General features: G+C 72.9%; 9 protein-coding genes. 1 reads left to right on the top strand and 8 read right to left on the bottom strand.

The features are described 5' to 3' along the window. Positions 1–54: 54 nt before the first annotated feature. The 8 genes from NV263_RS10240 to eccD form a co-directional block, all read right to left on the bottom strand. On the bottom strand, positions 55–399 hold the full coding sequence (locus tag NV263_RS10240) for a hypothetical protein (protein WP_263252512.1): 345 nt from the start codon (positions 397–399) through the stop codon (positions 55–57). A gap of 20 nt (positions 400–419) precedes the next feature. Next, entirely contained in the window at positions 420–887 is a 468-nt protein-coding gene (locus NV263_RS10235; RefSeq protein ID WP_263252511.1) for a YbaB/EbfC family nucleoid-associated protein, read from the bottom strand. Then, positions 884–2,593 (bottom strand): WXG100 family type VII secretion target, encoded by a 1,710-nt coding sequence (locus NV263_RS10230; RefSeq protein WP_263252510.1) that lies wholly within the window; start codon positions 2,591–2,593, stop codon positions 884–886. The genes NV263_RS10235 and NV263_RS10230 overlap by 4 nt, the downstream gene beginning before the upstream one ends. 71 nt (positions 2,594–2,664) lie before the next feature. Further along, the gene (locus NV263_RS10225; RefSeq protein ID WP_263252508.1) at positions 2,665–3,018 is read right to left on the bottom strand and encodes a hypothetical protein; all 354 of its coding nucleotides are present in this window, start codon (positions 3,016–3,018) and stop codon (positions 2,665–2,667) included. A gap of 6 nt (positions 3,019–3,024) precedes the next feature. Further along, on the bottom strand, positions 3,025–3,315 hold the full coding sequence (locus tag NV263_RS10220; RefSeq protein ID WP_263252506.1) for a WXG100 family type VII secretion target: 291 nt from the start codon (positions 3,313–3,315) through the stop codon (positions 3,025–3,027). Positions 3,316–3,361: 46 nt separating this feature from the next. Next, the gene (locus NV263_RS10215; protein ID WP_263252504.1) at positions 3,362–3,718 is read right to left on the bottom strand and encodes a WXG100 family type VII secretion target; all 357 of its coding nucleotides are present in this window, start codon (positions 3,716–3,718) and stop codon (positions 3,362–3,364) included. Between the two features lie 124 nt (positions 3,719–3,842). Then, positions 3,843–5,282, bottom strand: a complete 1,440-nt coding sequence (gene eccB / locus NV263_RS10210) for a type VII secretion protein EccB (protein WP_263252502.1) — start codon at positions 5,280–5,282, stop codon at positions 3,843–3,845. Positions 5,283–5,330: 48 nt separating this feature from the next. Next, positions 5,331–6,692, bottom strand: a complete 1,362-nt coding sequence (gene eccD, locus NV263_RS10205; protein ID WP_263252500.1) for a type VII secretion integral membrane protein EccD — start codon at positions 6,690–6,692, stop codon at positions 5,331–5,333. Positions 6,693–6,869: 177 nt separating this feature from the next. Between eccD and eccCa the strand changes: the two genes are divergently transcribed. Continuing rightward, positions 6,870–10,826: a type VII secretion protein EccCa gene (gene eccCa, locus NV263_RS10200; protein WP_263252499.1), complete on the top strand. Its 3,957-nt coding sequence runs from the start codon at positions 6,870–6,872 to the stop codon at positions 10,824–10,826. Positions 10,827–11,072 lie beyond the last annotated feature (246 nt).

Here is an 11,072-nt window from a genome sequence, read left to right as displayed (position 1 = left end):
GACCGCGTTCCTCGGGATTCAGCGACCGGCGGACGTCCAAGCTCCTGCGGCGGCCTACTGGCCGCCGGACTGTTCGGGTTCGGTCCCGGCAGCCCGCACCTTCTCGGCGTTGATCTCGTCCTGCTGCTGGAGCGCGTCGACGGACTGCGGCAGCACCTGTTCGGCCACCTGCCCGAGGTTGTGCGCGATCCTGTCCAGACCGTCCAATTCGGACGCCGAGCTGGGCGAGTAGCTCTCCTCGAAGGACTTGCCGATCTCGTCGTCGCCCCAGCAGCCCTGCTCGTCGCCCAGTTTGGTGCGCAGTTCCTGCACGGCGTTCTCGAACCTGTGCACGGCGTCGGCGAGTTTGCCCGCGTCGCCCTTGACGCCGGGGGCGTTGAGGTAGGTTTCGTCGGCCATGGCCATGTCCTCCCGGGTTTTCAGTCGGTTCTGCTGCGGTCCCAGCCGTCATCGGCGTCGTCGGTGCGGCGGTCGCCGCGCGGCGCCAGCGGGTTCTCCAGCGCTGGACGCATGATCTGGCCGAGCACGTCCGACAGGTCGGTGTCGCCGGTCATCATCCCGGCGACGTCGACGTCACCGAGCGCGTCGGTCGGCATGAGTTCCTGCATCTTCCGCGCGCTCCGAGCCCGCCCGTCCCGCAGCGTGCGCAGCAGGACGTCGGCGAGCTCGGCGGGCGCCATGGTGCGGTAGGACTCGTTGAGGAACCGGATCGAGCGGGGTTCGCCCTGGCCGTCGAACTCCATGGCCACCGCGTGATCGGACGACTCGACCCGGGTCGTGGTCTCGGCGATCTGCCGCTGGAACTCGGCGATCCTGGCCTGCTGCTGCTCCAGCGCCTCCAGCGCCGGCCCCAGGTCGAACGGTGTCCGCGCCTCGTCGGAACTCATCGGGACTCGCCCTCCTCCCGGGACTCGCGACCGAGCGCCCCGGCCGATCCGGCACCGACCTGCCAGGTGCCGGGGTCCTCGCGCTGGGCGACGTTGCGGTCGCGCTCCTGGTGGCCGGTCTCCTGCTGGTTGGGTTGGCCGCCCATGGTGCGGGGGTTCATCGGCGGCATCCCGCTCTGCGGCGCGGTTCCCGCGGCTTGTCCGGATACTGTGGACGGTTGCGCCGTCGGGCTCGCCGAGGGCTCCGAGGGGACCGACAGGGTGCCGGCGTCACTGCGGACCCCGGTCGGCGGTGCGGATGCCACGCCGCCCGTCGACACCGGCGCGCCCAGGTGGGCGCGCAGCGCGGAAGCACCGCCGCCCGCCGCCGCGGCGGCGGGGGGCCCCGCCGCGACGGCCGGTGCGGGTGGTGCCGACGGGGGCGCGGCGGGGGCCGGGACCGAAGTGGTGTCGGGGATCCGCTCGGGCCCGGGGTCTGCGACGGCGTCCTGCGCCGCGGCGCTCGCGCCCGCATCATCGTCCTCAGTGGACTCCGTGTGGAACGTGCGGTCCGCGTCGTCCTGGTCGCCGTGTCCGCGTTCCGCCTTCCTGTGGTGGCCGTGGGAGTGCCGCCCGGAGTCGTCTCCGGAGTGCCCCTGCTCCCGGGAGTCGTCGTCCTCGTCGCCGGTGGCGCCGTGCTCGTGCGCGTCACCGTGCCGGTGGGACGACTTCCGGTGGTGCGATTCCGCCCCGGACCCCTCGGAACGGCGCTCCTGCGAGTCGTGCTCCTTCCCGGAGTCGTCCTGGGATTCCTCGGAATCGTGCTCGTCCTGCTCCGAGGCGTTCTGGTCCTCGTCGCGACGGCGCTTCTTCTCGTCCCGCTTGCGCTTCTCCCGGCCGATCACCGCCGCGGCGGGCAACGCCGAAGTCGGCAGCACCGAACTCCAGATCGAGCCTGCTCCTTCGACGTCCTCCACGGGCATCGCCACACCGGTGGCCGACTGGTCCGGTTGCGCGGCGTGCTGCTGACCGGCCGCGCCGAGGGCGGCGCCGCCCCGTTCGTCGCCGTGCTGCGCGCCGTCAGCCGAGGCGGCGCCGTCGGCGGCAGCGCCTGCGGGTCGCACCGCTGCGCTCGCGGCACCACCGGTCGTCCCGGCGACGTGCGACGCGCGGGCCGCCCGCGCCGTCGTCCGGTCGCCGCGGTGCAGGGCCGGGTTCTCCGGCGGAGCGCGGAACCTGCCGCCGACGCTGCTGTAGGTGCTGCCGAGCCGTCGCAGCACCTCCTGCGCCCGGGCGTCCTGCTCGGCCCGGGCCGCCTGCGGGTCGGCGTCCGGAGCCGAGCTCGCCGACTCCCGCTGGGCGCGGACGTCCTCGACGTCGCGCTTGGCCTCCGCCAGCGCGTCGCCCAGCTCGGTCAGCAGGTTCGCGTAGCTGGGCTCGACGAGCGCGTCCACGCTGTGGTCGATGCGGCGCAGCAACTTCTCGGCCGCGGCCGAGAACGCCTCGAAACCCTCGCCCTGCCACGCCTGTTCGAGGTGTCGGAGCCTGCCCCGGAAGTCCGCCGACACCGTGCGCAGCCGCACCGCGGTGCGGTCGAAGCGCTGCGCGGCGTCGTAGAACGACTGCGGGTCGGCCTGCGCCAGCGCCCGCACCGCACCGTCCACATCGGCCGGTGCCCCGTCCCCACCAGGTGGACGGGAATCCCGGCCGGTCGCTGAGGACGTCATCTGGAGTCCACCTTCCGTCCGTTCCCTGTCTTCGCCCGCCCCACGTCCCGCGCGCCGGGCCGGGAGTTCCCTCACACCTCGGCGGTGCGCGCGGTGTCCGCGATCCCGTCGGCCAGTTCCCGCCGCAGCGCCGCGACGGTGGCCCCGTTGTGCTGGTCGGTGTGGTGCAGGTCCGAGGCGAACCGGCTCAGGCGCACCGACAGCTCGCGGAAGGTCCGTTCGAGCCGCTGGCAGTGCGCGACGAAGTCGTCCCGCCGCTCGGCGACGAGGTCCTGCAACCACCGCCCCGCGGGGAGATCACCGGCGGCCGTGGCCACCGCGCCGAGTTCGGCGCACCGGGCGCATTCGTCGGCGATCCCGGCGACCGCCGCCGCGACCTTGCCCATCTCGACGACGTCGATGCGCATCGTTGCTTCGTCCGCCATCGCCGATCACTCGAACTGCTGCGCGAGCTGGCCGTCCTTCGTCTTGAAGTCGTTCGCACCGGCGTCCACCGCCTGCGTCACGTTCGTCAGCGTCTGGTTCATCTGCCGGAACGTCTCTGCGATCTCCTGGGCCTTGACGCGGTAGGCTTCCGCCGCCTGCGCGTCCCAGTCGGACAGCAGCGTCTTCGTCTGGTTCTCCATCTCCGTGATGCCCTGCTCCAGGCGGCTGGTGACCTGGCGCATCTTGTCCACACCGGACTGGATGATCGGGTACTGGTACTGGATCTCGTCGGCCATGCGTGCTCGTCCTCTCCTGCGTGTGTGGTGCGGTCGATCGCCGCGACTACTGGCCCGCGCCGTTGCCGAGGAAACCGGAGAGACCGGAAGCGGAAGCGGAATCGGTTCCCGCCCGCCGGACCCGCCCGGCGATGTCCGCGTCGCTGGCCTGGTACTGGGAGGCCGACGTCCGGATCATCGCGGCCATCTCGCGGAGCTTGTTCTCGACCTGCTGGCAACGCGCGTCCCAGTCGGTGTGGGTGTTCTGCAGCTCCCGGATCATGTCGCCCCGGTTTCCGCCCACCAGCGCGTTGATCTCCCCGGTGAGCCGGGTTCGCTCGCCCCGGACGCCGTCGGCGACGTCGTCGTGCTGCTTGGAGATGCTGTTGAGCTGCTGCGCCGTCAGCTTCGTCTGGTTCGGCATTCGGCGGACCTCCCGTGTCGGTTCTTCGGTTCGCGGGGCGCGACCCCCGCGCGAACAGCACACCAGCTCCGGAGCTGGATCGGTGCGGCCGCGGCGCCCGCCGCGAATTCCGCAGGGCTTTCCCTCATGAGGCCGCGCCGCCCGGGTGCTCCTGCGCGGCCGCCGAGGGATCCAGCGCCGGGCCGGTGGGCAGCAGGGCCAGCAGTTCGGCGGGCACCGGGACGGCGGCGGCACCGGCGTAGCCGAGCACTCCGGCGACTTCGCCGGACGACAGCGGGTACTTCACGCCCTGGTCGGTGATGACGTAACGGGCACCCCCAGGTGCTCCCGGAGCGGCGAGTTCGCGGGCCAGCACACCGGTCGACGGCGGCACGCCCACCTGGTACGCCAACGCGTCCCGCGGTCCGACCGACCGCGCGACCCCGGAAGCGCGGGCCTGGTCGCGGGAGACCATGACCACGTCGGTCGGGACGTCGTCCCCGGAGCCCACCCGGAACCGGGCGCACGGCACCTGCCGGGCGTCGCGGTCGACCTGCTTGATCTTCGGCGGATCGCCGGGCAGGTCCGGCGACAACGGGACCTGCGTCGAGCGCGGCAGCGACGCCACCGTCCCGCCGTCGATGGGCAGCGCCGTCGGCCTGCTGCCGGGGTAGGCGGCGGCCAGGTCGGGGTCCGACAGCAGCAGGGCCGCGCGGGTGCGGGTCACCGGGGCCAGCCCGTCGGCGAGCAGCAGGTAGAAGCGGTCGGCGCCGACCACGCTGTTGTGCACCTCGTAGACCTGGCCGATGCGCCCGGGAGTCCCCTTCACGGCCGGGCCGGTCCCGCCCAGCCCCGGCACGTCCGGCGCGGCCAGGTCGGGGCCGCTGGGCAGCGCCTGCACCCACGACGACGCCACCGGCAACGGCCGGATCGCGTCGTAGCCGAGCGCGTCGAGCACCGCCCGCGACGGGATGCGGAACCGCGAGCCGCGCCACACCAGGTAGGTCGCCGAGTCCGGTGTGGACACCAGCATGGCGTGGTCCTCGTCGATCGATTTCCCGCCGAGGTCGCGGACCTGCACGTCGGTCACCGGCCACGGCGTGTTCGACTTGTCGTGCCAGGTGTCGGCGCAGACGTACCACGGTTCGCCGCTCAGCGAGTCGGCGGCCGGCAGCGAGTCGGGGGCGTCGGGGATGCCCAGCGGCAGGCCGCGCGGCACGTCCCGCAACGACTTCGCCGACACCGACACGACAGTCCCCTGTGGACTGTTGACGAGCAGCCGCGCGGACGCGAAGTTCAGCACCGGGCGCAGCTTGTCCGCGAGGTAGACGTACTTCGCGCCGGTCTCCTGCTCCACGATGACCGAGCCCGGCGCCCGCCACGACTGGTTCGCGCCGGGCGAGACGACACCGACGATGCCGAACGCGACGACCACCAGGGCCGCGACGAGGCACCCGACGACCGCGTTCGCCACGAACCGCCGGGCGGGGGTCGCCGGTTCGTCCGGACGGCCCCGCACCAACGCGGACACGAGCCTGCCCACGACGAAGAAGTAAGCCTGCACCTGATCACGTCGGGATCGCATCGCCCTACCTTCGGAACCTGATCCGGAACGGGGTGAACAACGCCGGGATCACCCGGCCAGCCCCTGCACGAACTCGTACACGTCGAGGACCGCCAGCAGCAGCGGCACCAGCGCCACCGCGACGAGCACCTCGACGATGTCGACCGCGCGGCCCCAGTACGGCCGGAGTTTGGTGCCCGGCAGCGAACGCGAACACAGCACCAGCACGAACGCCAACGCCACGGCGGTGGGGAACAGCACCGCCAGCCGCACCAGCGGATCGGTGCCGACCAGCAGCCACACCCAGCACGCCGCGACCCCGCAACCGCCGCCGACCAGCACCGACCAGCGCGCCCACCGGCCGTCGAAGGACCGCGCCCGCAACAGCAGCAGCAACGCCGCGACCCCCACGAACAGCGCCTGCCACAGCTGCCAGCTGCTGATCGCCACGCCGACCAGCGCGATCGTCAGCGCGGTCAGCGCGATGGTGAGCGCGGCGATGTAGCGGGCCGCGACCTGCGAGCGGTCCACGACCTCGCGGTAGGGCACCGGTTCGGTGTCCTCGTCGAGTTCGTCGGCCCCGGAGGGCAGGTCGGGGAGCTTGAAACCGGCCAGCCGGAACGACAGCGTCGGCACGAAGCTCATCGCGACCAGGCACAACGCGATGCCCAGCGCGGCGCACTGGTCCGCCCGCAGGGCGAACGCGAAACCGAGCAACAGGACCGCGGTGAGCACCGCCGCCGGCAACAGCAGCGGGACGAAGAACAACGTCGCGTCGGCGACCCCGAACAGCGCGAGCACCGACACCAGCAGGGCCAGCACGCTCCCGCACACCAGGCCCGCGGCCGGCGGTGCGGCCGGGTGCACGGCCAACGGCAGGAACCACCCGGACAGCGCGGCGAAGCCGACCGCCGCCACCGCCAGCACCGTGGCGGTGATCGTCGCCGACTTCGCCCGTGCGGCCACGCCGGCCAGGGCGACGAGCCCGAGCGCACCCGCGCCGGCCGCCACTGTGGACAGCAGTGCGTTCTCGGCCACCGCGAGCGCGGTCCAGCCGAGCAGGAGCGCCAGCCCCGCGAACGCCAGCAGCGTCCAGCGGGTCAGCCGGTCGTTCCACCGGTCCGGGCGCGCGCGGATCTGCCCGGCGATGCCGTCGACCAGGTCGTCGAAGTCGATCTCGGGCAGCGCCTCGGCACGCGGTCTCATGTGGACGGTCTCACCGTCGGTGAGGCCGAGTTCGGCCGCCGTCCGGTTCTCGTCCAGCGGGGGGTGCCCGAACCGCTGCAACACCCAGCCCTCGTGCTCCACGCCCTGATCGGCCAGATCCTGCCCGGCGTGGCGCAGGACCGCCGGGAGCAGGTCAGCGAACGGGACCTCGGTGGGGACCGCGAGCTCCACCGACCGCGCACCGACGATCAGCCGTAGCCTCACGAGCTTGCTTGTGACATCCTTGGCGGTGCCTTCCATCTGGTGTCCGGTTTCCCTTCGTGGCTGGCTGGCCGAGAAGTGACACGGCGGAACGTAACCGCGCCGGAGCACCCGCGAAGCCCGTCGTCGGCGGCGGGCGGCGCATCCGTAGGGGAACCACTCACCAGAGAGGCGACCGCGTTGACCACGACGTTGTTCAACCGGCCCGCGCGCCGCGTGGGCCCGAAGATGCCGGAGGGCGAACTCGCCCTCCAGGAACCACCACCCGTGCCCGAGTCGCGCAACAGCGGCCTGAGCACGGTGCTCACCTACCTGCCCATGGTGCTGATGTCGGGCAGCATGGCGCTGACCTTCCTGCAGGCGCGGTCCGGGGCGATGGCCTACGTCGCCGGCGGCGTCATGGCCGTGGGCATGGTCGGCATGGTCGTCAGCCAGCTGGCCCGGGTCGCCACCGACCGCAAGCACAAGATGGGCGGCGACCGCCGCGACTTCCTGCGCTACCTCGCGCAGCAGCGCGACCGGGTGCGCACCGCGCTCGGCGAGCACCGCCGCTCGGCGACCTGGACGCACCCGGCCCCGCAGTCGCTGTGGTCGCTGGCGCTGAGCTACCGGCTGTGGGAGCGCCGCCCGACGCACGAGGACTTCGGCGAGGCCCGCGTCGGCGTCGGCGAGCAGCACTCCGCGCTGAAGCTGGTGCCGCCGGAGACGAAACCGGTCGAGGACCTGGAACCGCTGTCGGCGCACGCGCTGCGCCGGTTCCTGCGCGCCTACAGCAGCCTGCCCGACGCCCCGGTCCCGGTGTACCTGCGCGGGTTCGCGCGCATCCAGGTGCGCGGCGAGCCCGAGGCGGTGCGGGCGATGACCCGCGCCCTGCTCGGCCAGCTGGCGACCTTCCACTCCCCCGACGACCTGGTCGTCGCGGTGTGCGCGGGCGAGGCCGAACGCGCCCGCTGGGACTGGCTGAAGTGGCTGCCGCACAACCAGAACGCGCAGCGCCGCGACGCGGCCGGGCCGGTGCGGCTGATGGCCGACAACGTCACCGAGATCGAGTCGCTGCTCGGCGAGGACTTCACCGACCGCCCGCGGTTCGAGGGGGCGAGCCCCATCACCAGCCGCGAACCGCTCGTCGTCGTGCTGCTCGACGGGGTGTCGGTGCCCGCCGGGCACCGGTTCGCCGAGGGCGGCTGCCGCAACGCGGTGGTCCTCGACGTCGGCGGCGGCCTGCCGTGGCGGCCCGCACCCGACACCCTGCACCTGGACGTCGCGCCGGACGAGATCAGCCGGGTGGCCTTCGACCGCGCCGGGCGCGAATCGGTGACCCGGCTCGGCGTGCCGGACGCGCTCGGCGCCGAGGCCGCGGCGGCGCTGGCGCGCACGCTCGCGCCGTTCCGCATCGGCACGGCCGTCGACGCGGGCGAACCACTGGCCACCGACTTCGAGCTGAGCACGCTGCTGGGCATCGGTGACGCGCGGGTGTTCGACGTCGACGCGCTGCGCCGCGGGCGTCCCGACCGGCAGCGGCTGCGGGTGCCGATCGGCGTCGACACCTCCGGGGTTCCGGTCGAACTCGACATCAAGGAGTCGGCCGAGGACGGCATGGGCCCGCACGGCATGCTCATCGGCGCCACCGGGTCCGGCAAGAGCGAACTGCTGCGCACCCTGGTGCTCGCGCTGGCCGCCACCCACCCGTCCGACGAGCTCAACTTCGTGCTGGTCGACTTCAAGGGCGGCGCGGCGTTCCTCGGCTTCGACAAGCTGCCGCACACCTCGGCGGTGATCACCAACCTGGTCGACGAGCTGGAACTCGTCGACCGGATGCAGGACGCCCTGACCGGCGAGATGAACCGCAGGCAGGAACAGCTGCGCGCGGCGGGCAACTACGCCTCGCGCCGCGAGTACGAGAAGGCGCGCCGCGCCGGGGCGCGGCTGGAGCCGATGCCCGCGCTGTTCGTCGTGGTCGACGAGTTCAGCGAGATGCTGGTCAGCAAACCCGAGTTCATCGAGGTGTTCGCGATGATCGGGCGGCTCGGCCGCAGCCTCGGCGTGCACCTGCTGCTGGCGTCCCAACGCCTCGACGAAGGTCGGATCAGCAAGGTGGAAACGCACCTGTCGTACCGCATCGGGCTGCGCACCTTCTCCGCCATGGACAGCCGCAGCGTGATCGGCGTCCCGGACGCCTACGAGCTGCCCTCCGCCCCGGGCAACGGGTACCTGCGCACCGACACGCAGACGCTGATGCGGTTCAAGGCCGCCTACGTCTCGGGCGCCTACCGGGCGCCGCGCAGGCGGCGCAACCAGCGCGTCGTCGAGGACCAGCTGGTCGACTTCACCGGCCAGTACCTGCCGCCGCGGCTGCGCGCGGAGCCGGACCCGGTGCCCGAGCAGGAGAGTCCGGACGACACCCGCGCGACCGTGCTGGACGTGGTGATCGACCGGCTGGCCGGACGCGGACCGGCCGCCCGGCAGGTGTGGCTGCCGCCGCTGCGCCGACCGTCCGCATTGGACGAACTGCTGCCGCCGCTGCTCGAAGACCCGCGGATCGGGCTGCACACCGCGGAGCGCACCCCGCTGGTCGTCCCGGTCGGCCTGGTCGACCTCCCGGCCCAGCAGCGCCGCGAACTGCTCACCGCCGACCTGTCCGGCGCGCAGGGGCACGTGGCGGTCGTCGGCGCGCCGCAGAGCGGCAAGTCGACGCTGCTGCGCACGCTGCTGTGCTCGCTGGCGTTGACGCACACCTCCGCCGAGGTGCAGCTGTACTGCCTCGACTTCGGCGGCGGCACGCTGGCGGCCCTGCAGGGCCTGCCGCACGTCGGCGGCATCGCCAACCGGTTGGACCGCGACCGGGTCACCCGCACCGTGCAGGAGGTCACCAACCTGCTGCACCGGCGCGAGAACCTGTTCGCCCGGCACAACATCGACTCGATGGTGGCCTACCGGCGGGCGCGGGCGCAGGGCCGGTTCACCGAGGAGGACCCGTGCGGTGACGTGTTCCTGGTCGTGGACGGCTGGTACACGATGCGCAACGACTTCGAGGAGCTCGAATCCCGGTTGCAGGACATCGCCGCGCGCGGCCTGAGCTTCGGCATCCACCTGGTGGTGTGCTCCAACCGGTGGTCGGACATGCGCCCGTGGCTGCGCGACGTGCTGGGCACCCGGTTCGAACTCCGCCTCGGCGACCCGGTGGAGTCGGAGGTGCACAGCCGGCTGGCGGCCACCGTCCCCGCGGCGCCGGGGCGCGGCATCACGACCGACCGGCAGCACTTCCTGGCCGCCCTGCCGCGCGTCGACGGCCAGTCGTCCACCGACGACCTCGCCGAGGCGGTGGCGGACCTGGTGCAGGCCGTCGGCGGGCCGGGCGCGGTCCCGGCGCCCCCGGTGCGCCTGCTGCCCGCCGAGGTCGCCGCGGCCGAGCTGCCCGCGCTGCGGGTGCGCGACGAACACGCGGTGTTCCAGGTCCCGCTGGGCCTGGACGACGTCGAGCTGGCCCCGCTGTGGCACGACTTCGACCAGACGCCGCACCTGATGGCCTTCGGCGACACCGAGTGCGGGAAGACGAACCTGCTGCGCTACCTCGCGCGCGCGGTCACCGACCGGTACGAGCCCGACCAGGCCAAGGTGCTGTTCGCCGACCCGCGCCGCGAGCTGCAGGACATCATCCCGACCGAGTACCAGATCGGGTACGCGGTGGCCGCCGACAGCCTCGCCGGCACGGTGCAAGAAGCCGCCGAACTGCTCACGCCGCGGCTGCCCGGCCCGGAGATCACCCCGGACCGGCTGGCCAGGCGGGACTGGTGGGACGGCGGACGGCTGTTCATCATCGTCGACGACGCCGAGCTGCTGGAGGGCGGGATGTCCAACCCGTTCCAGCCGCTGCTGTCGCTGCTGCCGCAGGGCCACGACATCGGCCTGCACCTCGTCGTCGCCCGCAGCACCTCGGGCGCCGGCCGGGCGATGATGGACCCGGTGATGCGCCGCCTCTGGGAGCTGGGCACCCCGGCGCTGCTGTTCTCCTGCCCGAAGGACGAGGGGAGCTTCCTGGGCAACCTCCGCCCCCGGGAACTGCCGCCGGGACGCGCCCAGTTCGTCAACCGGCGGCGGACGGTCCGCCTGGTGCAGACACCGCGCTTCGGAGCCTGAACCTGAACTCGTTCTGAGTGGCGGTGCCGGTGGCGGAACCTCATTGCCTGTCTTCGAACTCGTTGTGCGTGGCGGTGCCGGGAGCGGAACCTCAGCGGCCGTCTCGGCTCCGGGAGCCCCGACTCATGTATGCCCAATACACAGCGTCGGGGCTGTCCTCGCGAGACGGCCGCTGAGAACCCGCGGCGGTGCCAGCGGCGAGACCGCTCACCGAAAGAGAAAGCGGCTGGCGCCGCTTGCCACGTG

The sequence above is a fragment of the Saccharopolyspora rosea genome, assembly GCF_025643595.1.
GTDB classification, from domain to species: Bacteria; Actinomycetota; Actinomycetes; order Mycobacteriales; family Pseudonocardiaceae; genus Saccharopolyspora; species Saccharopolyspora rosea.
The sequence above is the reverse complement of the archived record's forward strand: the minus strand, read 5'-3'. Positions and strand labels throughout refer to the sequence as shown.

Excerpts from the sequence above, each read along its gene's own strand:
- NV263_RS10240 (WP_263252512.1), bottom strand. The coding sequence starts at position 399 with ATGGCCGACGAAACCTACCTCAACGCCCCCGGCGTCAAGGGCGACGCG.
- NV263_RS10235 (WP_263252511.1), bottom strand. The coding sequence starts at position 887 with ATGAGTTCCGACGAGGCGCGGACACCGTTCGACCTGGGGCCGGCGCTG.
- NV263_RS10230 (WP_263252510.1), bottom strand. The coding sequence starts at position 2,593 with ATGACGTCCTCAGCGACCGGCCGGGATTCCCGTCCACCTGGTGGGGAC.
- NV263_RS10225 (WP_263252508.1), bottom strand. The coding sequence starts at position 3,018 with ATGGCGGACGAAGCAACGATGCGCATCGACGTCGTCGAGATGGGCAAG.
- NV263_RS10220 (WP_263252506.1), bottom strand. The coding sequence starts at position 3,315 with ATGGCCGACGAGATCCAGTACCAGTACCCGATCATCCAGTCCGGTGTG.
- NV263_RS10215 (WP_263252504.1), bottom strand. The coding sequence starts at position 3,718 with ATGCCGAACCAGACGAAGCTGACGGCGCAGCAGCTCAACAGCATCTCC.
- eccB (WP_263252502.1), bottom strand. The coding sequence starts at position 5,282 with ATGCGATCCCGACGTGATCAGGTGCAGGCTTACTTCTTCGTCGTGGGC.